The sequence below is a fragment of the Aeromonas sp. MR7 genome, from assembly GCF_963899385.1.
Classification (GTDB): domain Bacteria; phylum Pseudomonadota; class Gammaproteobacteria; order Enterobacterales; family Aeromonadaceae; genus Aeromonas; species Aeromonas bestiarum.
The window spans coordinates 461,767-483,536 of the sequence record NZ_CAWQXH010000011.1; the positions used below are offsets into that span (position 1 = coordinate 461,767).

At 62.1% G+C, this 21,770-nt stretch carries 22 protein-coding genes; 6 read left to right on the plus strand and 16 right to left on the minus strand.

Annotation, left to right across the window (positions count from 1 at the left end; translation table 11 throughout):
• The first annotated feature begins 33 nt into the window (after positions 1–33).
• A complete protein-coding gene (locus AACW87_RS07100; RefSeq protein ID WP_241324581.1) occupies positions 34–1,161 on the plus strand; it encodes a helix-turn-helix domain-containing protein in 1,128 nt (375 codons plus the stop codon).
• A 72-nt stretch (positions 1,162–1,233) separates the two neighbouring features.
• Here the strand turns inward: AACW87_RS07100 and AACW87_RS07105 are convergent, their stop codons facing one another.
• From AACW87_RS07105 to AACW87_RS07130, 6 genes are all read right to left on the minus strand, one after another.
• The gene (locus AACW87_RS07105; RefSeq protein ID WP_005313020.1) at positions 1,234–1,449 is read right to left on the minus strand and encodes a YdcH family protein; all 216 of its coding nucleotides are present in this window, start codon (positions 1,447–1,449) and stop codon (positions 1,234–1,236) included.
• A 286-nt stretch (positions 1,450–1,735) separates the two neighbouring features.
• A complete protein-coding gene (locus AACW87_RS07110; protein WP_043557254.1) occupies positions 1,736–2,326 on the minus strand; it encodes a hypothetical protein in 591 nt (196 codons plus the stop codon).
• Between the two features lie 11 nt (positions 2,327–2,337).
• Positions 2,338–3,684 (minus strand): MATE family efflux transporter, encoded by a 1,347-nt coding sequence (locus AACW87_RS07115; protein ID WP_043141015.1) that lies wholly within the window; start codon positions 3,682–3,684, stop codon positions 2,338–2,340.
• Between the two features lie 135 nt (positions 3,685–3,819).
• Positions 3,820–5,643 carry a SulP family inorganic anion transporter gene (locus AACW87_RS07120; protein WP_241324582.1) on the minus strand — a complete coding sequence of 608 codons (1,824 nt, stop codon included), beginning with the start codon at positions 5,641–5,643 and terminating at the stop codon, positions 3,820–3,822.
• A gap of 70 nt (positions 5,644–5,713) precedes the next feature.
• On the minus strand, positions 5,714–6,307 hold the full coding sequence (locus AACW87_RS07125) for a nucleotidyltransferase family protein (RefSeq protein WP_241324583.1): 594 nt from the start codon (positions 6,305–6,307) through the stop codon (positions 5,714–5,716).
• Entirely contained in the window at positions 6,297–6,554 is a 258-nt protein-coding gene (locus tag AACW87_RS07130) for a GNAT family N-acetyltransferase (protein ID WP_011705401.1), read from the minus strand. Before AACW87_RS07130 ends, AACW87_RS07125 begins: the two co-directional genes overlap by 11 nt.
• A gap of 134 nt (positions 6,555–6,688) precedes the next feature.
• On the opposite strand from AACW87_RS07130, the gene cysM reads away from it, so the two are divergent.
• Positions 6,689–7,603 carry a cysteine synthase CysM gene (gene cysM / locus AACW87_RS07135; RefSeq protein WP_241324584.1) on the plus strand — a complete coding sequence of 305 codons (915 nt, stop codon included), beginning with the start codon at positions 6,689–6,691 and terminating at the stop codon, positions 7,601–7,603.
• Between the two features lie 156 nt (positions 7,604–7,759).
• Positions 7,760–8,035 carry a hypothetical protein gene (locus tag AACW87_RS07140; protein WP_241324585.1) on the plus strand — a complete coding sequence of 92 codons (276 nt, stop codon included), beginning with the start codon at positions 7,760–7,762 and terminating at the stop codon, positions 8,033–8,035.
• 36 nt (positions 8,036–8,071) lie between these two features.
• Here the strand turns inward: AACW87_RS07140 and AACW87_RS07145 are convergent, their stop codons facing one another.
• From AACW87_RS07145 to AACW87_RS07160, 4 genes are read right to left on the minus strand one after another with little or no spacing between them, the layout of a single operon-like run.
• Positions 8,072–9,256, minus strand: a complete 1,185-nt coding sequence (locus AACW87_RS07145; protein WP_241324586.1) for an iron-containing alcohol dehydrogenase — start codon at positions 9,254–9,256, stop codon at positions 8,072–8,074.
• Between the two features lie 17 nt (positions 9,257–9,273).
• Complete coding sequence (locus AACW87_RS07150; RefSeq protein ID WP_241324587.1) at positions 9,274–9,792, minus strand: SCP2 sterol-binding domain-containing protein; 519 nt, start codon at positions 9,790–9,792, stop codon at positions 9,274–9,276.
• Entirely contained in the window at positions 9,773–10,375 is a 603-nt protein-coding gene (locus AACW87_RS07155; protein WP_043141031.1) for a TetR/AcrR family transcriptional regulator, read from the minus strand. Before AACW87_RS07155 ends, AACW87_RS07150 begins: the two co-directional genes overlap by 20 nt.
• A gap of 18 nt (positions 10,376–10,393) precedes the next feature.
• Positions 10,394–11,827 (minus strand): coniferyl aldehyde dehydrogenase, encoded by a 1,434-nt coding sequence (locus AACW87_RS07160; protein WP_043141034.1) that lies wholly within the window; start codon positions 11,825–11,827, stop codon positions 10,394–10,396.
• A gap of 213 nt (positions 11,828–12,040) precedes the next feature.
• On the opposite strand from AACW87_RS07160, the gene AACW87_RS07165 reads away from it, so the two are divergent.
• The gene (locus AACW87_RS07165) at positions 12,041–12,334 is read left to right on the plus strand and encodes a hypothetical protein (RefSeq protein ID WP_098984514.1); all 294 of its coding nucleotides are present in this window, start codon (positions 12,041–12,043) and stop codon (positions 12,332–12,334) included.
• Between the two features lie 65 nt (positions 12,335–12,399).
• On the opposite strand, the gene AACW87_RS07170 is transcribed toward AACW87_RS07165, so the two are convergent.
• Positions 12,400–12,846, minus strand: coding sequence for a C40 family peptidase (locus tag AACW87_RS07170; protein WP_241324588.1), 447 nt, complete (start codon positions 12,844–12,846; stop codon positions 12,400–12,402).
• Between the two features lie 836 nt (positions 12,847–13,682).
• On the opposite strand from AACW87_RS07170, the gene ahh1 reads away from it, so the two are divergent.
• Positions 13,683–15,548, plus strand: a complete 1,866-nt coding sequence (gene ahh1 / locus AACW87_RS07175) for a hemolysin Ahh1 (RefSeq protein ID WP_241324589.1) — start codon at positions 13,683–13,685, stop codon at positions 15,546–15,548.
• 86 nt (positions 15,549–15,634) lie between these two features.
• On the opposite strand, the gene AACW87_RS07180 is transcribed toward ahh1, so the two are convergent.
• Entirely contained in the window at positions 15,635–16,543 is a 909-nt protein-coding gene (locus AACW87_RS07180) for a hydrogen peroxide-inducible genes activator (RefSeq protein ID WP_043141650.1), read from the minus strand.
• A gap of 146 nt (positions 16,544–16,689) precedes the next feature.
• On the opposite strand from AACW87_RS07180, the gene AACW87_RS07185 reads away from it, so the two are divergent.
• Positions 16,690–17,292 (plus strand): peroxiredoxin C, encoded by a 603-nt coding sequence (locus AACW87_RS07185; RefSeq protein WP_042872512.1) that lies wholly within the window; start codon positions 16,690–16,692, stop codon positions 17,290–17,292.
• Positions 17,293–17,440: 148 nt separating this feature from the next.
• On the opposite strand, the gene AACW87_RS07190 is transcribed toward AACW87_RS07185, so the two are convergent.
• From AACW87_RS07190 to cmoB, 4 genes are read right to left on the minus strand one after another with little or no spacing between them, the layout of a single operon-like run.
• Positions 17,441–18,406: an alpha-L-glutamate ligase-like protein gene (locus tag AACW87_RS07190; protein WP_043141648.1), complete on the minus strand. Its 966-nt coding sequence runs from the start codon at positions 18,404–18,406 to the stop codon at positions 17,441–17,443.
• Positions 18,407–18,409: 3 nt separating this feature from the next.
• A complete protein-coding gene (locus tag AACW87_RS07195) occupies positions 18,410–19,948 on the minus strand; it encodes an inactive transglutaminase family protein (protein ID WP_043141646.1) in 1,539 nt (512 codons plus the stop codon).
• A gap of 3 nt (positions 19,949–19,951) precedes the next feature.
• Positions 19,952–20,740 carry an ATP-dependent zinc protease family protein gene (locus tag AACW87_RS07200; protein ID WP_043141644.1) on the minus strand — a complete coding sequence of 263 codons (789 nt, stop codon included), beginning with the start codon at positions 20,738–20,740 and terminating at the stop codon, positions 19,952–19,954.
• Between the two features lie 52 nt (positions 20,741–20,792).
• Positions 20,793–21,770, minus strand: coding sequence for a tRNA 5-methoxyuridine(34)/uridine 5-oxyacetic acid(34) synthase CmoB (gene cmoB / locus AACW87_RS07205; protein WP_241324590.1), 978 nt, complete (start codon positions 21,768–21,770; stop codon positions 20,793–20,795).

Genomic DNA, 21,770 nt, shown 5'->3' on the forward strand with positions numbered 1-21,770 from the left:
TCTCGATGGAGCCGTACCTGGGGGAGCAAGCATATGCAGTGGGAAGAAGTGGCGGCCTTGCTCAGTCTGAGCCTGGCGGGCATGTTGTTGCTGGCGGCGCTCGGCTGGCAGTGGCGGGGACGCTGGGACTCAGCCTCCGGTTATCTGCTGGCCCTGCTCGCCCTGAGCAGCGTGCAGGCGCTGGAGTATCTCTACCATCAGCAGCAGTTGTTCGAACGCTGGCCTCATCTGCTCAAACTGGCGGATCCCCTGGTGGTGATGCTGCCGTTCTGCCTCTATGGCTATATCCGGGCCCTGCAGGGGGAGCCTGTGCTCGGCCGCTGGCGTGACCGCATGGTGCACAGTCTGCCGCTGTTGCTGGTGGCCGTGCTGGCGCTGCCTTACTGGTTGCTGCCTGGCGCCGAGAAGGTGCGCTGGATCCTGCTCGGCAAGCAGGGGGATGGGTTGTGGCCCGGCATCACCCTCTACGGCAATCGCTATCTGGCCATCATGGCCCTGCTGGGGCTGATCTACTGGTGGCGGCAGCAGCGGCTTGGGATCGTCAGCCGCAAGCCGGCGCTGCGGGCATGGGTGAGCCAGTTGCAGGGACTGCAACTGTTGGTGGCCTTGTTGCTGCTGGGGCGGATCGCCCTGAGCTGGCTCGGCTGGCCGCTCTCCACCGTCTATCTGCAGGCCCCCGTCACCGCCTATCTGCTGTTGCAGGTGCTGGCCCATGCCCGCCTGCCGCAACAGGCGGCTTCGGCAGAGATCACGCAACCCGGGGGAAGTGAGGGTCAGGCCTGCGTCATGAGCCCGGCACAGGACGCGAGCCAGCAGCCGCTGTTTGACGAGCTGGAGCGGCGGCTGAAGGAGGGGGCCTATCGGGATCCCGGGCTCTCCCTCGGCAAGCTGGCTGGCGAGTGCGGCCTGACTACCCATCAGGCCTCCACCGCCATCAACGCCTGCTCGGGGGGCAACTTCTACGACTGGCTAAACCGTTATCGGGTGGAGGAGGCCAAACGGCTGCTGCAGGCGGGAGACGAGACGGTGGCCAGCATCTGCTACCGGGCCGGTTTCAACAGCAAGTCCACCTTCAACACCGCCTTTCGCCGCCATACGGGGCAGACCCCGAGCGAATTTCGCCGTCAGGGCCTGCCAGCGTTTCGGACGGCGTCCCCGTGACGAGACGATAAAAAGCCCGGCTTGAGCCGGGCTGGAGGGATAAGTTGCTTATCCGGGTATTCGTCGAGGCGTCTAGTGTGGATGTTGTTTGAGGATGTCGTATATCTCCTCTTTCAGTTTAAGTTTCTGTTTTTTCAGATCCTTCACCTCGGAGCTGTAGTCGCTGGCGTGATGCTTTTCCAACTTTCTAATCTCCGCATCCAGGTCGTTGTGCAAGTCAAACTTCTTCTGGAAATGGACATCACTGCTCTTCAGTTTCGAGATGAGATCTCTGTACTCTGGGAACATGTAATGAAGCCTCCTTGGTTTCGTTTGATTGTGCCTTCAAAACCAAAGTACCCCTTCCCCCCACAGATAAATGTGATCCCGATCGAATTCGGGACCAATGATTTGCTGCATCTGGGGGATGATTTTTAACTGCTTGAATCACAAGCTGATAAGCCATTTGTAAGTAAGAAACTGAGCTTGAAACTGGAATCGCGATCACAGTTGTGACGGTTTGATGACGGTGGCGGGCTGGCAAGCGGGCAGCAAAAAGGGGCCAGGGGCCCCTTCTTGAGAACAGGTGTGGCGTTTACTCTTTTTTCTTTTTCTTCTCGGGCAGCGGCTTGCCGTCTCTGGCAATCACCTTGCCCACCTCGAAGCCAATCTGCGCCGCCAGCTCTTCCAGATCCGGCGCCTTGGCCTCGTTGCCGATGGCGTACTGGTAGTTGGCTATGGTGATCTTCTCGGCCACCGGGGTGCCCGGGAGTATGGGCTCACGCCAGCCCTGCCCCACATGGGCGACGAGCGTGCCGTTCATGATGAGCTCGCCGACTATCTCCTGGGTGGGGATGCCCTTGCCGTAGGTGAGACCCTGCGGGTGCTTCTTGCCGACCAGCGGCTCCGTGCTGGCGGGCATCAACTTGGTGCGGATCAGCCACTTGGGATCCTGGGTCTTGCCGAGTGCTTTGCCGGTCTGGTATTCGTTGATCTTGATGGTCTTTATCATCTGGGCTGTAAAATCTTTGGTCAGCGCCTTCTGGGCCTCGCTTGTCTCGTCGATGGCGATGGGTGCCACATACCAGGTTTTGGCGGCTTGCGCCTTGGGAGCCGCGGGCGCGGTTTGCGCCATGGCCAGCGGGCTGAGCAGGATGGCAGCCAACAAGAGTCCGATTTTCTTCATTGTGATTCCGCTTATGTTTCAACAAGAATTTTGTTTTGCCAGCGACGACTGCGCCAGCGCCAGAACATGGCCAGACCGCGCACCCACTCATCGCAGGCGAGCGCCAACCAGATGCCGACCAGTCCATAGCCCTGCATGATACCAAGGAAATAGGCGAGCGGAACGGCAATCCCCCACATGGAGACGAGCGCCATGTAGAGCGGGAAACGGGCATCCCCGGTGGCACGCAGGGCGTTGATCACCACCAGATTGAAGGTGCGGCCGGGTTCGAGGATGAGGCTGATGAGAAACAGCTGGGCCACCTGGGTGATGATGTCCGGATCGTCGGTGAACAAACTGATGATGGCGCGGCCATTGAGGGCGGCGGCGATGGCGATCAGGGTCGTGACGATGAGGCCGAGCTTGAGGCTCTTCATCAGCTGGTTGTAGGCCTGTTCGAAGCGGCGGGCCCCCGCCAGATGGCCGATGATGATCTCGTTGCCAAGGCCGATGGAGAGGCCGAACAGCAGGATGAACAGGCAGATCTGGAAGAAATAGGACTGGGTCGCCAGCGCCTTGTCGCCGAGCAGGCCGACGAAGGCGGTGACCACCATGAACTGCAGCATCCAGGAGAGGTTCTCCCCCGCCGCCGGCAGGCCTATGTGCAGCACCTTGTCCAGCATGACCTTGCTGGGGCGGACTATCTCGGGCAAACGCAACTTGATACCGGTTTTGCGCGCCACCAGCCACACCAGCAACACAACGCCGACGATGCGACCCGCCACCGTACTGATGGCGACCCCGGCTACCCCCAGCTGGGGCAGGCCGAACCAGCCGTAGAGCAGCAGCAGGTTGCCGACGAAGGTGATGAGGTTGACGGTCAGGGTCACGTACATGGCCTGACGGGTATGGCCGTGGGCACGCAGGGTTGCGGCCAGGCAGAGTGCCGCCGCCTCCGGCAGCAGGCACAGGCCGATGATCTGCAGATAAAGGGTGGCATCGCCCATCAGATGAGCAGGCAGGTTCATCAGGGAGAGCATGGTGCTGGCGCCGGCGAGCACGCCGACCGCGGCCACCAGCCCCACCAGCAGGTTGAAGCCGATGGCGGTGTGGATGACGATGCGCGCCTTCTCCCGATCGCCGGCCCCCAGATACTGGGTGATCACCACGCTGGTGCCTATGCTGACGAAGCTGAACAAGGTGATGGCCAGATCGAACACCTGGTTGCCGACCGCCAGTGCCGCCACGCCCTGATAGGAGACGTGGCCCACCATGAAGGTGTTGAGGGCCCCGGTTAGAAAGTGCAGGGCGAGATCGATAAACAGCGGCCAGGTCAGGGAGAAGAGAGTGCCCGGGCCCGCGTGGGATTGAGTTTGCATGGGGTGTCCAAATACTGGGGATGGCCCTCGTCAGCGCCATCTGGACGGGCATTTAACACCAAGAGTCCGCAGGGTGCAATCCTGCCCTGAGCGGAGAGTGCGCCAGACCCTCCCAGGGGAGAGTCCGGCGCCCGATCAGGCCGGGGTGGCGCCCGCCTCCTGCTCAGAGGGGAGCGTGAGGCGCGCCGAGTCCGGCAGCGCATCATCCTGGGGCCAGTGGGAGAGGATGGCGTCCGTGGTGCTCTCCACCACGGCCTCATCCTTGAACACTGGCTCCCGGTAGCAGCGGGTCATGCGCAGCGCCTGATACATGTCGGGGCAGAGGATGACTCCCTCGTCGCCCACCCGGATCCCCGCCTGCTTGAGCCACTGGCTCATCTGGCCGTGGCGACCGGCCATCACCATGTGGATGCCGCGCCGTTTCAGATCCTTGTGCAGCTCCCCCACCATGCTCATCACGCTGATGTCCTGATGGGTGAAACAGGCCACCGCATCCACCACCAGGCATTTGGGGTTGTGGGGATCCTGCACCAGCAGCGCCAGCACCCGCCGCTTGAAGTAGGGGGCGTTGAAGTAGGTGAGCGGCGAGTTGAAGCGATAGACCAGGATGCCCGGAATGGCCTTGGCCTGCTCGTTGTCCCCCAGGGTACGCACCACCCCCTCGTCATCCATGCCGAGCAACTGGTCGGTGGGGCGCATCACGTTGCGCAGGAACTGGAACAGCCCCAGCAGCACGGCGAGGGTGATCCCTGGAATGACCCCCATGGCCAGCACGCTGATGAAGGTGATGAGCGCCAGCCAGAAGGCGGCCCGATCCGAGTGGCGCAGCGCCCACAGGCCGCGAAAATCGGTCAGCGACAATGACGCCATCACCAGTACCACGCCGAGGGCGGCCGTGGGTATGTATTGCAGCGGCGCCGTCAGGTAGAAGGTGACCAGGGCGATGGCGGCGGCCGCTATGATGGAGACCAGCTGGCTCTTGCCGCCGTTGGCATCGTTGACCGCGGTGCGCGAATCCGCCCCGCTGATGGCAAAGCCCTGGGAGGCGGCGGCCGCCAGGTTGGCCATGCCGAGCGCCCGAAACTCCTTGTCCGCATCTATCTCGTAGCCGTTCTTGGCGGCGAAGCTGCGGGCGGTGAGCATCATGGAGACGAAGCTCACCATGGCGAGGTTGAGCGCCGGCAGCACCAGCTCGCGCATCAGACCGGGGGGAAATTCCGGCAACTGGAAGACGGGCATACCCGAGCCGATGGCCCCCAGGGTGGCGATGCCGAACTGGCCGAGATCCAGTCCCCACACCAGGGCCGCCGTCACCACCATGGCCACCATGGAGGAGGGCCAGGCCGGCTTATAGCGCTTGGCCAGCAGCAGGGTGAGCAAGGCGGTCAGGCTCATGGCCAGGGTCGGCAGATGGGTCTGGGTAATGTAGTTGGCACCGCCCGCGATCCGCTCTATGAGGTAGCGCTCGCTGAAGGTGAAGCCGAAGATCTTGGAGAGCTGGCCCACCATGATGGTGATGGCCACGCCGTTGAGCAGCCCCATCAGTATGGGGCGGGAGAGAAAGTCCGCCAGCACCCCCAGCTTGAAGCGGCTGGCGATGAGGCACCAGAAGCCGGTCATGGCGGTCATTGTCATCACCAGCTGCCAGTGGCGGGTGGCATCACCGGCGGCGAGCGGGGTGACCACGGCGGCGATCACGGCGCAGGTGGCGGCGTCCGGGCCGACGATCAGCTGGCGGGAGGTGCCAAACAGGGCGTAGACCAGCATGGGCAGTATGCAGGAGTAGAGGCCGACCAGGGGTCCCACGCCGGCGAGTTCGGCATAGGCGATGGCCACGGGCAGCGCCACGGCCGCCACCGACAGTCCAGCGCGCACATCCGGCATCAGCCAGGCCCGCTGGTATTGCAGCAGGGCGGCGAGGCCCGGTAGCCAGCGTTCGAGTGAGAAGAAGTCGCGCATTATTTAACCCATTGAGTTACAAACAGCTTTTCCCTAGTGTGCCCAAGGTTGCCGAAACATTGCAATCAGGTTATGGCCAGTTCACCACCAAGTCAGGCCACAGCAGTTGCCACCCCTTGGCCTTGACCCGATCGGTAAAAACCCGGCTCTCCTGCCGGCAGCGCGGGTTGGGATCCACCTGCAGGGACCAGTTGGGGGCAAAGCCATAGGGGGCCAGCCACTCGAACTCGCCGTCTGGCCGCAACCTGACCCCGATGCAGGTGGGCACCTCCACCCAGTGGCTGAGGGCCTCCAGACTGCTGACAAAGGGGGGAACCCGCTGGCGCACATGCATGCGGGCCTGATTGCGCACTTCCCAGTGCTGGCCTGGCACCCTGGCGGCCAGCCAGGCCTCGTAATCCGCTTCGCTCAGCCCTTGCGGATCAGCGAGATCCAGATAGATGAGATCGATATCGTTGAGCGGGGTAGGGACTGATTTACAGTGCAGATGATCCCAGATGAGATTGCGGATAAAGCCGGCCCCCAGCGCCCAGTCGGGCAGTGCCAGCTCGCGCGCCGCCTGCAGGCAGGCCATGCGCTGGCCATCGGCCCGCAGCAGGATTTCGGTCTGCGCTTGCAGGCGCGCCTCTTGCGTACTCTGACGCGTCTGTGTGTCAACCTGCATTGCGGCGCAGCCAGACGTCTATGTAGCTGCAGCTGGGCACTATGGTGAGCCCCTCCGCCTGGGTCCAGCTGTAGAAGGTGCGCGCCAGCTGATCGGCGATGCCCTGTACCCTGAGCTCCGGCGGGACGAAGGTGCTGTAGGCGTCTATGGTCTTGGCATCGAGCCGCCGGTAACGCAGTCTGGACTCCTTGCCGTCCACCACACAGATGAATTGTTGCTGGTTGGCCTGATGAATGATCTCGCTCATGCTTGCTCCTCGGTACGGGGAATGGGGTTATCTGACCACGTTGGCAGCCCTTTGCCAACTGCAGGGGCTCGCTTACACTGCGAGCCCGACCGGGTGCATACCCGCTAGCCAAGGTATAGAACAGTTAACAGAGGATGGATCCCATTATGGCCTTCGCCACGCTGGAAGATCTGATTGGCAATACCCCCCTGCTGGCGCTGCGCCGCATCAATCCCTGGCCAGAGGTCACCCTGCTGGTGAAGCTGGAGGGCAACAATCCCGCCGGTTCGGTCAAGGACAGGCCGGCGCTGAACCTCATCAAGAGCGCCGAAGCGAGCGGTCGCTTGCTGCCGGGAGCCCGGCTCATCGAGGCCACCTCCGGCAACACCGGCATAGCGCTGGCCATGGTGGCGGCGGCGCGGGGCTACCGGATGCGGCTCATCATGCCGCGCACCATGAGCCAGGAGCGGCGCGATGCCATGCAGGCCTATGGCGCCGAGCTGGTGCTGGTGGAAAACGGCATGGAAGAGGCGCGGGATCTGGCGCTGGCCATGGAGGCACGCGGGGAGGGACTGGTGCTCGATCAGTTCAACAACCCGGCCAACCCGGATGCCCACTATCAATCGACCGGCCCCGAGATCTGGCGCCAGAGCGAGGGGGCGGTCACTCACTTCGTCTCGGCCATGGGCACCACTGGCACCATAATGGGGGTCTCCCGCTACCTCAAGGAGCAGAACCCGGCGGTGCAGGTGATAGGTCTGCAACCGGCAGAGGGGAGCCAGATCCCGGGCATTCGCCGCTGGCCCGATGCCTATCAGCCCGCCATTTTCGAGCCACAAAGGGTCGATCGGGTGCTGGACGTGACCCAGCAGGAGGCGCTGCTCATGATGCGCCGGCTGGCGCGGGAGGAGGGGATCTGCTGCGGGGTCAGCTCCGGTGGCGCCGTGGCCGGTGCCCTGCGGGTGGCGGCAGAGATCAAGCAGGGGGTGGTGGTGGTCATCATCTGCGATCGGGGGGATCGCTACCTCTCCACCGGGGTCTTTACGCCGGATCCGGCAGAGCCTACCTGAGTGAACCGGTCAGTAACATGATAGTTATCAGTAAGTTGCTGACAAACAGCTTGATGTACCCTTTGTAACAATCAACAGCTTTCACAAGGTTGAATCCCTTTGTCTCCTGTTTGACACTCGGCGCCCTCTCGTCACCGATGCAAACAGGAGCGTCACATGATCTTGCCTTACTCCCTGAGAATTTCTCTCATTGGCCTGGCCATGGCGGGCTGCACCGTCGAACCCTATGCCTACCAGTGCGGCGAAAAGCACTGCGCCGTCATCGATCACAAGGGGGAGAAACATGAGCGGCCACTGGATGAGATGAAACCCGTCTGGGAGCGCAACCAAGAGCGGGAAGAGGCCATTCGCCGCAACAAGGAGTCCATCTGGCGCGAGAAGACGCCGGAGGGAAGGGACAACTATGGCGCCGGTGCCACCATCAGCTGGTAGCAAGCGGCCCCGCCATGCGGGGCCTGGCCAAGCTGGCTATTCCCAGGCCAGCTCCAGCAGGCCGAGCAGCTGGGTCCGGTCGGCATCCTTGCGGTTGTAGAGCAGGGCGCCGTCGTTGATGGCGAGATCCCGGATCTCGGGCAGCAGGGCCTTGTCGGTGACGCCGGCTTCGCGCAGGGTGCGCGGCAGCTTCACCGCCTGCCACAGGGTATCGCGCAAGGCGCACAGGGCCTGGATGCTGGCCTGTGCCCGCTCGGCGACCGGGGTCGCCGCGAAGCGCTCGGCGCCGACCAGGGGCAGCAGCAGGCGAGCCAGCTCCTCATCTATGCCCGGCCGGTTGTAGTCGAGCACGGTCGGCAGGAAGAGGTTCATGCACAGACCGTGGGGCAGGTGACAGCGGGCCCCCAGGCTGTGGCCGAGGGCGTGCACCAGCCCCACCATGGAGTTGGAAAACGCCATGCCCGCCAGGGTGGAGCCTTCCGCCAGTTGCAGCCGCAGCCGCTTGTCTTGCGGGTTGTTCAGCACCTGGGGCAGGGCACTGGCGATCTTCTCCACCGCCATCAGCGCCAGGGCGTCGCTGACCGGGTTCTTGGCGTTGCCGATGAAGGCCTCGATGGCGTGGGTCATGGCATCCATGGCGGTGGCGGCCGTGATGTTGAGGGGCAAGCCCTGGGTGAGGCGCGGATCCAGCACCGCCAGCTGCGGCAGCAGGAAGGGGGAGGTGAAGGGTACCTTGCGCCCGCTCGCCTCATCCTTGATCACCGCCACCAGCGTCACCTCGGAGCCCGTGCCCGCCGTGGTGGGCACCACCGCCAGCGGTTGCAGGGGTCTGGTCAGGCAGCCTGCGCCGGCGTAATCCAGCAGCTGCGTCCCTCCCATGGAGGCGAGGATGTTGACCGCCTTGGCGGTGTCGATGACGGAGCCGCCGCCAAGCGCCACCAGGCTATCGCATTTGAGCTCCCGATAGCGGGCCGCGATCCGCTCCACCACGGCGGTGGAGGAGTCGGCCGGGATCTCGTCCCAGATGTCGGCGACCGGCAGCTCCCCCTCGGCCAGTACATTGGCCAGCAGGGTGGCGAGTCCGGTGCCGCTGACCCCCTTGTCGGTGAGCAGCAGCGGGCGGCGTGCGCCCAATCCGGCCAGCTCGCCCGCGAGCTGCTCCAGTGCCTGTTCGCCCGCCATCAGCTTGACCGGGCAGAAAAAATCGTAATAGCGACTCATGGTGCTCATCCTCTCGTTCAGCCGGTCAACAGACCCAGGTAGATGTGGCAGGCACGCGCCAGCTTGCGGCGCGGGTCAGGATAGTGGCGCAGCAGTGGCCGCGCGATGAAGGTGGGCAGGATCAGGGCCTGCAGCTGTTCCAGCGCCCGCACTAGGTGCATGGCGACGGTGAGATCCCCCTCCACCAGCAAGCGGTTTTCGCTGAATGCCTGATTGACCCCGAGCCGAAAGCTGAGGGCGCGAAAGGCGATGCCCGGATGCTTGAAACGCACTCGCAGCGGGTGCAGATCGCCGCTGGCATGGGTCGGTGCGCCGCACTGCCAGCGACCTGCCGCCTTGTGGATGATCAGCGCCTGGCTGAGGCCCGCCACCTCCAGCCGTATGGTGAGGCCGTCGGGCAGGGGGGCGAGTTCTTGTCGCACCGCCTCATCGACCCGGGCGGCGCGGCACAGGGTGCGCCCTATGACCCAGAGCAGGGTGGCTATCCAGAGACGGCGGCCAAGGGCCGCCAGGGATTCAAGCGTCCGGTTTTGCATGAGGGTTCACTCCCGAGATGGCGGACCAGAACAGGGCGAAGGCACTGGCTTGCCAGTGAGCGTCCCGTCCCAGTTCAGGTTGGTCGACAAACAGGGAGGCGCAGGCCAGAAACTGGCTCTGGCACACCTCCAGCATCAGGGCCGGCGGGGCTTGCATCAGGGCACCGCTGGCCTGGCCCAGGCTCAGCAGACGCGGCAGAAAGCGCAGAGTATCGCTCAGGATCTGGCTGCGCAGGGGGCGCGCCAGCAGGGGAGAGTGAAAGAAGCCCAGCACGAACTTGAGTTCGTTGGGATGGGCCAGCATCCACTGCATCGCCTGCTGCCAGTAATGGCTGGCCTGCTCGCGCAGGGGCAGGGCGGCATCCGCCTCCGTGATGGCGGCGCCGAGCCGCAGTTTGACATCCTGATAGAGGCACTGGATCAGCACCTCCTTGCTGGGGAAGTGGTGAAACAGGGTGCCGTTGGCCACCCCGGCCGCCTTGGCGATGCGGGCGGTGGCGGCGCCTTGCAGCCCATCCTCGGCGCACAGGGCGAGGGCGGCATCCAGGATCTGGCGGCGCTTGTCTGTCATGGGTTTGTGCATGCAGGTCTCCGGCGCCCGTCAGCGCAAAAACAGCGCCATCATCAGCCGCTGGTGCCAGCGCCGATAAGGGGGGTGAACCAGGGAGCCTGTGCTGAACCTGCCACGGCTCAACACGGTTTTCGCCTTGGAGAAGGTGAGAAAGCCTTCGTGACCGTGGTAGTGGCCCATGCCGGAGGCGCCGATGCCGCCAAACGGCACGTCATCGGCCGCCACCTGGAACAGGCTCTCGTTGATGGCCATGCCGCCTGAGTGGGTCTCCCGGGTCACCCTGGCTTGCAGAGCCGGATCCAGGCTCATCAGATAGAAGGCGAGGGGGCGCGGGCGGGCGGCTATGTAGGCGAGCGCCTCGTCCAGGCTGTCGTAGGGCACCAGCGGCAACAGGGGGCCGAAGATCTCCTGCTGCATCAGCTGGCAGTGGTTGGGCACGTCGGTCAGCAGGTGGGGCACCAGCCGGTGGGCGACGTCGTCCCGGGCCGGGCTGCCGCAGGGGTGCACCTGGGCACCGGCCTGCTCGGCCTCGGCCAGCCAGCCGGTGAGCCGCTCATACTGGCGCCCGTTGATGATGGAGCCGTAATCCGGGCTCCCCAGCCCCTGGGGATAGAGGCGGGCGAAGTGGTTGCGGTAGGCCTCGATGAAGGCCTGCTCCTGGCCCCGTGGCAGCAGCACATAGTCGGGGGCCACGCAGATCTGGCCGGCGTTGAGGCTCTTGCCGAAGATCATCCGCTCCACCGCGAGCGCTATGGGCATGTCGGGGGCTATGAGGCAGGGACTCTTGCCACCGAGCTCCAGGGTGAGCGGGGTGAGCTGGGGGGCGGCAGCGGCCATCACCAGCTTGCCCACCGCGGTCGAGCCGGTGAACAGCAGATGATCGAACGGCAGGGCGCTGAACGCGGCGGCCACCTGGGCATCCCCCTCGACCACTGTGACCTCATCCTCATCGAACACCTGATCCAGCAAGGTGCGCAGCACGGCGTTGGTGTGAGGGGTGAATTCGGAGAGTTTTAGCATGGCCCGGTTGCCGGCGGCGATGGCGCTGATGAGGGGCCCCAGGCTCAGCATCACGGGGAAGTTCCACGGCACTATGATGCCGACCACCCCGAGCGGTTGATAGAACACCTCGACCCTGGCCGGGGCCAGCAGCAGCCCGGTGTGGCGGCGGTGCGGGCGCATCCAGCGCTTGATCCGGCGCTGGGTGTAGTTGATCTGCATGACGCTGGGGAGTATGTCGGCGATCAGGCTGTCGTAGTCGCTGCGCTGGCCATAATCCCGGGCCAGGGCGTCACACAACGGCTGCTTGTGGGCCAGCAGGGCGCGCTTGAGCTGGCTCAGGTGGGCTCTGCGCTCGCTCAGACCCGGCATGGGATTGGCCTGACAGGCCTGCCTGAGCCGGGCCAGTTTGCCCGGTAGCGACAGCTTGTCTGTGGTGGTCTCCTGCAACTGAACCGCTTCCATGGCATACCTCGCGCGTTAATTGACCGACTGATTGGTCGGTCTAAATCTAGCGGCTTGTTAATCGGCTGTAAAGTTTTGCCATCTGGCTTAGCATAGGGTCGCGGATGACTCACCTGTGAACTGTGCGACCCACCACAGTTTCGAGATTTGGTGGTTGGTGACTTATCCAATTAGGGGTAGTTTTTGGCCATCAACCTACAAGGAGTGAGCGACATGACCAGGGAACTGAACAGCTTGTTGGCCCGGCTTGATGATGTGGTCGAGCGGATGCCGGATTGCTTCAACACCTATGAATTTGCCCAGAAGCTGGCGCTGCAACACCAGCGCGAGTTCTTTGCCGCGGGTCACTCCCTGGCCGAGCAGGAGGGACGCTTGCTGCGGGTGCTGCATCAGAAGATTGCCGAGGCGCTGGCCAGCAGCGATGCGGTGATCGAGGGGGCCTTGTTGCCATGTGTCACCCCCTGGGGCGAGAAGGCCACCTCGCCGCGCTGGCATCGCAAGCACTGAGTCGGCAAACAGCTAATGAGAAAGGCCCGTCACGGGCCTTTCTCATTTCTCATGGTGAGCGGGGCTCACTGCGTCAGACGACGCGCCTGCCAGTAGCGGCTGTTCCAGTAGACATTGTCGAGGCGCGAGCGGATCACTCCCTTGCTGGTGGAGGCGTGGATGAACTCCCCGGCCCCCGTGTAGACACCGACATGGTATTGCTGCCAGCCGGTCTTGAAGAAGACCAGATCGCCGTGCTGCAAGCGGTAGCGCTCGACCGGCGTGCCCAGGCTGGCCTGGGATTCAGTGGTTCTGGGCAGGTTGAAGCCGAGCACCTGCTGGTAGGCAAGCTGGGTGAAAGCGGAGCAGTCGAGCCCGGCCCGGCTGGCACCACCCATGCGATAGGGTACGCCACGCCACTGCTGGTAGAAGCCGTCGAAGGCACTGCTCTGACGGGGCGGCGGCGGTTCGGGCGTGCTGGAACAGGCGGCCAGCAACAGGGCCAGCAGGGGCAGCAGTAACTTGCAATGCATGGGGGCTCCTTCGACTCGACGACCCGCTCATCATAAACGGGGTTTGGGGCTCGAACATAGCCTTGTTGGCAATAAACCGCGCCTGAGCGCCCGGAAAGGGCATGGGCCGAGTGACGTCATATTATCGGTTGTATTCATTTGAATAATATTTGGCGGCTATCTTGAATGAGCATTTCAATATTAACGTAATTATTCTATTCAAGTTTGAATGATTTTATCATTAACGTTATTGACGCCGTCGCGTGATCTGTGTCACGTTCTTATTTCAGGCTAATTCGTTATGATGAAACCCTATTACAGCAGGCCGCTAGACAGGCCACCCCGTCATCAATATGGTGGCAGCAAATTAGATATATATGGGTATATTCCCGCAACTGGTTCACATAATAATATTCGGTCAATGACTGGCGTTGGCTGACAATATCACCAGACAGAGGAGGGCCACCCCATGATATCGAGCCCATAGCAGTGAGTGTTTCCTCGCGGCAGAATGCCCAAGGCATCAGGCTCCCGCTTCATCGTTCAGGCCGATGAACAGGGACGCGAGGCTAAAGACAGGTGTCACCCGCATCTAAAATGGGCAGCGCTATCAGAGCGCGACAACAGTGTAATAGCATCGGCGAGCACCGAATCTTCCACCTTAGACTGCACCGCAGTCCTTGTTTTGTCATATGAAATACCCGCCATGAATATGCTGTTAATTCACAGCGAGAAAAATGGCTGGCATTGCGCGGCAAGCAAGCAGAATAACACCGAAATATAACCATCAATAATAGGGTTATGCTGTTCCACCTCATGGTGGAAATAGTCTGGTGTGATTCGACAAGGAGCTAACAATGAAAAACAAAAAACCACGCAAATTCATCACTCAAGCTCCCACTCTCAGTCTGCTCGCGCTGGCCTTGCTGGCAGGCAGCGTGCATGCCGAAGACATAGGCGAGCGTACCGATCAGGGCACCGCCATGCTGGCCAGCCTGCAATCGGAGCAGGGACTTGTCTACCTCAACGCCGGCGTCTGGCTGGATGAACAGCAGGCCGCCAGGGGGCTGACCCCTGATCAACTGCGCGAGCGCGTGCTGGGGCAGGGGGAGCGCGTCTTCATCGACTTCAGCGCCATCACTGACAAGGGCGAGCGGCAACAGGCCAGAAAGGCCATGGAGCAGCTGGCCGGCATCTCGTTCGATGCCGACTGGGTGCTGGTCTCCGCCTACAAGGGCGCGCTGCTGTTTACCCCGCTGGGGGGCGTCGATGATCCGGCCTTCTATCGGGTGATGGAGCGGGTCGAGAGTCTTGCGGGGCAGGGCAAACGCCACAAACGCTCCCTGACCCAGCCGGCCACCGCCGAAGCGGGCTTGCCGCACGTGGCCTTCTACCTCAACGTCAATCGCAAGATCAGCGATGCCGAGTGTACCTTCCCGCGCTCGCGCACCTGGGATCGGGGGGATCGGCTGTTCTGTGACTTGCCGAACATCTCACTGGTCTATCGGGTGAACCTGGAGCGCTCCCTGCAATTTGGCAACACGGGCTCCGCCACACCGGATGCCAAGATAGTGCGGATCTCGCTGGATGAGGAGTCGGCCGGTGCCGGCATCCAGCTCAACGAAGATCTCACCTGGAGCGAGAACTTTGCCGGTTACACCCTGCTCGACGGCTGGGCGCGGGACTATGCCACCGATGCCATCGCCCAGGACTACCGCTTCACCATCGAAGCCTCCAACGCCAAAGCGGCCGTGCTCAAGAGCCTGCCAACCAACCTCAACAGCAAGTATGAGCATCGCGAGATCTCCGGCTTCGAGGTGGGGGTGACCGGCGGGGTCGAAGTGAACAAGGACGGGCCCAAGGCCAAGCTGGAGGCCTCGGCCAAGTTCAGCCAGCAGCGCCAGCTCGCCTACAACACCCAGGACTATCGGGTCGAGCGCTCGGCGCCCAGCGCCCAGAAGGTGAGTTTCAGCTGGGTGCGGGATCAATACGCGACGGCAGAGTCTCTGCTCTCTTCCAAGACGGCCACCGTCTGGGGCATGGGGTACGATGTGGATCACAATCGCATCCAGCCGCTGAGCTACAAGGGCTTCGTGCCGAATCTGGACGTCATCTACAAGGCGGCGCCCAACGAGCAGGGCAGCACAGAGTTCAAGATTGGCTCCTCGGTCAACATCCGCCCCATCTACACCGGCATCTACAAGCACTATTACGTGGTGGGCGCCCATGTCTCCTTCCAGGGCTTCGAGGATGTCGACAAGCGCAGACGGGTGACCGCCTCCACCAGCTTCAAGGTGGACTGGAACCATCCCGTGTTTACCGGCGGTCGCCCGGTCAACCTGCAGCTGGGCGGCTTTGACAACCGTTGCCTGAGCGCCGATGCCCAGCAAGGTGTGAGCGCCGTGACCTGTGACGAGACCTCGGCCGCCCAGTCTTTCATCTATGACCAGTACGGCCGCTATGTCAGTGCACTGGATACCCGTCACTGCCTGGATGGCAACAACCTGGGCCAGTTGCAGAGCTGCAGCCTGAGCCTGGGACAACGCTGGGAGTGGAAAGCGGACAGCGATGCCCTCAGCAACCTGAGTGCACATCAGCTGCTGGGTCACGACAAGCAGAGCGGGGCGCTGGCGCTCTATGACGAGAATGGCCAGCCTGGTGACGTTAGCCTGCGAACCCTGACCTCCTACACCCAGATCTTCGGGCCACCGACCGGCAACTGACGGTTCGGCAGCTGATCTAGTGTCAGAGTCTGGACCAATGAAAACGCCGGCAAGTTGCCGGCGTTTTCGTGGAGGTCAGTCTAAGTTCAGGCCTTGGGTTCGATCAGCGGGGTGAGCAGCTCGGCCAGCTTGTAGAAGGTCTGTACCCGGGTGGTGCTGGGACGCCACACTAGGCCTATCTCGCGGTACGGTTTTTCCCCTGGCAGGGGAATGGCCACCAGATCCGTGTTGTCGAGGATACCGGCATCGATGGCCATCTGCGGCAGGAAGGTGGTGCCAAGCCCGGCGCCGACCATCTGCACCAGGGTGTGCAGGCTGGTGGCGGCGAACGGGTTGATCTTGCTCTTGTCCCGCAACCGGCAGGCGCTGACCGCATGCTCGGTGAGGCAGTGCTCCCGCTCCAGCAGGAAGATGCTCTGATTGGGCAGCTCCTTGTAGTCGAACGGGGTGTGCAGACCGGCCGCCATGCTGGCGGGCATCACCATGTGGAAGGGGTCCTGGCCGACCATCTTGCAGTGGAAGCCGCCGATCTCCACCGGCAGCGCCAGGATCAGCAAGTCGAGCTGACCCTGCTCCAGCTGCTTGAGCAGGTTGGTGGTGGTGTCTTCACGCAGCAACAATTCCAGCTCAGGATAGGCCTTGCCACATACCTGCAGCAGCTTGCTGAGCAGGAAGGGGGCTATGGTGGGGATGCAACCGAGCCGCACAGTGCCATGCATGACGCCGCCCTGATGCTGGCCGAGTTCCATCAGATCCCGTGCATCCGAGAGCAAATTGCGAGCCCGCTCGACGATTTCCATGCCGACCGGGGTCATAATGAAGCTCTTGTGGTCCCGCTCCACCAGTTGCAGGTTCATCATGTCTTCCAGCGTCTGGATCCCGGTACTCAGGGTGGACTGGCTGACATGACAGGCCTTGGCGGCGCGGTTGAAGTTCTTGTGCTCGTCGAGAGCGACCAGATATTGCAGCTGTTTCAGGCTGGGCCAACGTTGCATAGGAAAACCCGATTAATGCTATCTATTTAATTTGATTTAACTAATCTACCACCGGGTCTATGGTTTGTCGCTTGAATTAGACGGACTTGGCTCTAGGTAGCCCAATCCTGACAGGATTGTTCACTTCACATAAAGAGGAATTGAATATGGTATTGGTAGGCCGTCCCGCACCCGATTTCACCGCTGCTGCCGTTCTGGGCAATGGCCAGATCGTTGACACCTTCAACCTGGCATCCCACATCAAAGGCAAGGCAGCCGTCCTGTTCTTCTATCCGCTCGATTTCACCTTCGTCTGCCCGTCCGAGCTGATTGCCTTCGATCACCGCCTGGAAGAGTTCAACAAGCGTGGCGTGGAAGTGATCGGTGTCTCCATCGACTCCGAGTTCTCCCACAACGCCTGGCGCAACACCAAGATCGAAGACGGCGGCATCGGCCCGGTCAAGTACCCGCTGGTTGCCGACATCAAGCACGAGATCTGCAAAGCCTATGACGTCGAGCACCCGGAAGCCGGTGTAGCGTTCCGTGGCTCCTTCCTGATCGACAGCCACGGCGTGGTTCGTCACCAGGTCGTGAACGATCTGCCGCTGGGTCGCAACATCGACGAGATGCTGCGCATGGTCGACGCCCTGCAATTCCACGAAGAGCACGGCGAAGTGTGCCCGGCTCAGTGGGAGAAAGGCAAAAAAGGCATGACCGCCTCCCCGGATGGCGTTGCCAAGTATCTGTCCGAGAACGCCGCTTCCCTGTAATCGGGTCTGCGTACCGGATACTGAAAAACCGATGCCCAGGCATCGGTTTTTTTATGTCTTTTTTTTGCGCCGGATCTCGTCACCCGGCCAAATGCCAGCCATAAAAAAGCGCGCCCAGAGGCGCGCTTTTGCTAGTCAGGCCGTCAGGCTACTCGTCGAAGATACCGAAGTGATCCTTGGCGAAGTTGACTCGCTGCTCCACGTTCATCTTGACCTGGCCCAGCTTCTCTATGGTCTTGAGATTGGGCACCAGGCCGCGACCGTTGGCGATCTGGATGGCGAGGCCCGGCCGGGCGTTGAGCTCCAGCAGCATGGGGCCACGGAACTTGTCCAGCACCATGTCGGTGCCTATGTAGCCCAGGCCCGACATCTCGTAGCAGGAGGCCGCCAGGGTCAGCAGGGTGTCCCAGTGGGGCACCTTGAGCTCATAGAGATCGAGGCCGGTATCCGGGTGATGACGCAACGGATTGCCAAACTGCACCGCCCGCAGTGCCCGACCGGTGCGCAGGCATAGGCCCACGCCCACGGCGCCCTGGTGCAGGTTCGCCTTGCCGTCGGAGGCTGCGGTGGAGAGGCGCATCATGGCCATCACAGGGAAGCCCTTGAAGATGATCACCCGGGCATCGGGCACCCCTTCGAACGAGTAGCCATCGAAGACGTCATCGAAGTTGATGAGGCCTTCCACCAGCGCCACGTCGGGCTTGCCGCCCAGCGAGTAGAGCCCGGCCAGTATGTTGGAGACATGGCGCTCCAGATCCTGACCATTGCTGGCGCTGCCGTTTGGCTTGTAGAAGAGACCCTCTTCCTGACGCAGGATCACCAGGATCCCCTTGCCGCCCGAACCGCGCGCCGGCTTGATGCAGAAACCCGGCCAATCCTTGACCAGCTGGGTGATGCGGGTCACGTCATGCTGTTCGCGGATGGTGCCGATCAGTTCCGGCACAGTCACCCCCGCATCCAGCGCGATGCGCTTGGTCTGCAGCTTGTCATCCACCAGCGGGTAGAGGCTGCGCGGGTTGTAGCGGCTGATGTAGGAGTGGTTGCGTTTGTTCATGCCGAGGATGCCTGCCTGGGACAGGCTCCACGGACTGGTGTATTTTTCCCAGAACCACATCTGTTACTTGTCCTTACCCGGGGTGGCGCCAGACTTGATCTCGTTCACCAGCGGTTTGAAACGCTTGAGCTCGCTCAGCTTGTAGCCGGTGTAGTTACCCAGCAGCAGCACGGTCGCCATCAGCACCAGCTGCAGGCCGAGGAAGTTGAAGGTCAGGTGACGGATCAGCTCGTTGTCCATGGCCAGGTAGGCGATGACCGCCACCAGCAGGGAACCACCGCCCTGACGGACGACCTCTTTCGGACCCTCTTCTTCCCACAGAATGGACATCCGCTCTATGGTCCAGGAGAGGATGATCATCGGGAAGAAGGTGATCTTCATGCCGTCGGTCAGCCCCAGCTTGAAGGCGAACGCGGAGAAGATGCCGATCATCGAGATCACCATGATGATGATCGCCGATATTCGGGCCACCAGCAGCAAGTTGAGCCGCGACAGGTAGGAACGGATGATGAGACCCGTGCCGACGATCAGCAGGAAGCCGATCAGACCCGTGATGAGGGAGGTCTGGATGAAGGCGACCGCGATCAGCACAGGCATGAAGGTGCCCGAGGTCTTGATACCGACGATGACCCGCAGGAACACCACCATCAGCACGCCGATGGGGATCAGCAGCAAGCCCTTGAACAGCGCCTGCTCTTCCAGCGGCAGACTGTGGATGGAGAAGTTCATCATCTCTGATTTTTCGAACTTCTGCGCCAGCGCCACGTTCACCGGTTGCTCCTGCTCGATCATCGAGAAGGTCACCTTGGAGTTGTGGCCGCCGGTCACGTCCAGCAGGGCGCCCGAGTTGTATTCCCACAGCAGCAGGTTGGCAGGGCGACCCTGTTCACCGGTTTGCGGGTTGAACAGCTTGTAGTCGGTCGGGCTGTTGAACACCTGCAGGTAATCCACCAGCTCCTGGCGACGGCGGCCGTCTTCCAGGCTCAGGGCATGGACGACCCGGGCCGGGACGTCAGCGTTGCTCAGCAGCTCGGCGATCAGGTTGGCGCGACTCTTGTGAGACTTCAGCAGCTCGGCGTTCTGCTCCTGCTTCTCGATCTCCTTGATGATCTCGCGGGTCAGGGTGTAGCCGTCGGCGGAGCGCTCCTGCGCCCGCTCGGAGATCTGCTTCATCGCGGTGGCGTAAGGCTCGCTCTCGATCTGCTTCTCGATGACGGGGGGCTGGGCCAGCGCCGCCGGTTTGGCGTGCTCGTCAGCCATCATGTCGACGCGGTAGTAGAGCTCCTGACGGCCGGAAGCGGTGCGAATGGACCACTCGGCACGGGCATCGCCATCCTTCTCGACAAACGACAGGCCATAGCCCGGGCTCGCGGCGTTCTCGTTCATCAGGGTGAAACCGGGCTGGGTGCCCGGAATGGCCAGGGAGGCGATCACAGGCTCGCCGGTGGCTTCAAATTCCAGCTTGGCCTCGATGGACCAGATCTGGCGTTTTTCACCCGGCGTCAGCGGCACGTCCAACGCTATGTGGTGATAAAACGTCATCCCCAGGCCGACAATGTACAGCAGGGCGACCAGCAAATAGAACGGCTTACGGGAAACCATGGATTATTTCACATCCTTGAGCTTGGGTTTTGGTTGGATATATTCGCGGGCCACATCAACCACGGCGATGTCTTTCAAAAATTCGCGACCCAGCAGCACGGGGAAGGTCATGTCGCTGCGGTCTTTCAGGGTAAATTCAGCTTTTTCTGTCATGTCGCCGATCCGCACAGCCAGACGCACCACGGGACGACGATCGAGATCGTCGGCGGACGCCTGACGCACCCGCACGTGACGCACCAGCGGCGCTTCGATCTGGATCTTGTCATCCATCTCCTGGTGGCTCAGGAAGAAGCGCACCCAGTTTTTGCCGTTGCGCTCGAAGATGGTGATGTCCTGGGCGCTGATGGAGGAGGTGGTGGCACCGGTATCGACCCGCGCCTGGAAGGCGTCATTGGCGGCGTCTACCCAGATCCACTCGGCTTCACCGACCAGCAGTTTGCCATCGACCGTGTGGCCCTGGCTTGGTGCCTGGCACTTCTCGGTCGGGATCGCCATGGGCTTGGGCGGCTCTGGCGGCAAGGATTCGAGCTTGCTGTCGACTTTTTTCACGGACTCTTTCATGTTGTTGACATCAGTGTTGAGCTGAACCAGCAGGTGCTGTTGCTGCACGTACTGCTTCTGTTGCTGTTCCATGGATGTTTGCAGACGTTGCTCGCTCAGATTGATCTCGGTGCGAAGCTCGGCCAGCGTCAAGGTAGGTACCGGGGGCGCTTTCTCCATACTGACACACCCGCCGAGACTGAGCAGGGAGAGCAGGGTCATTCCTTTTAATTTGCTTTTCATGTCATTCATTTAACTGTGCTTCCTGGAATTGGGTCAGTGTAACTTCCACAGGCGCCATCGGCTAGTCTTTGGCCTTTCTGGCAATCAGTACGGCACGTTTCGGCGCCGGGTGTCCTTCCACCGTGAGCGCTGGATCTTGAGGGTCCAGGTAATCGCTCAGGGATTCATTTATCATCCAGTCGGTACGACGCTGTTCGTCGGTGCTGGTCATATTCTCGTCTACTATCCGCACGTCGGTGAAGCCGCAGCGCTCGACCCAGAGCTTGAGGGCCGCGCTCGAGGGGATGAACCAGACGTTGCGCATCTTGCCGTAACGGTCGGTGGGCACCAGCACGTCGTTGACCCCGCCATCGATCACCAGGGTTTCCAGCACCAGCTCGCCGTCATCTTTGAGCTGGTTGCGCAGCTGCTCTATGTGCTCGATGGGGGACTTGCGGTGATAGAGCACCCCCATGGAGAAGACGGTGTCAAAGGCGCGCAGCGCCGGCAGCTCCTGAATGCCGAGCGGCAACAGGTGGGCGCGCTGGTCGCCGCCGAGAAAGTGGCGGATGGCCTCGAACTGGCAGAGAAACAGCGGGCTTGGGTCTATGCCGACCGCGAGTTTGGCGCCTTCCCCCACCATGCGCCAGAGGTGATAGCCGCTGCCGCAGCCCACATCCAGCACATAGCGACCGGCCAGCGGACTGATATGGGGCAATACCCGATCCCACTTCCAGTCGGAGCGCCATTCGGTGTCGATGTGGATGCCGTGCACGGTGAACGGGCCCTTGCGCCAGGGCATGAAGTGGCGCAGCAGGCTCTCGACCTTCTTGCGCTCCCCCTCGCCCAGGCTCTCGGCATGGCCGATCTCGACCCCATGTTGCAGCTCTATGGAGCCGGGCGCGACCGTGGGCAGTTTGTTGAGGGCACGATTCCAGCGCGGCAGATCCCCGTGCTGGTTGTCATGCTGCCAGACGTGCAACTGGGCGGGCAGGGTATGCAGCCAGTGGCTCAGCCGGTTTTTGGCGATCAGTTGATAAAAATTGGCAAAGTCGATCAT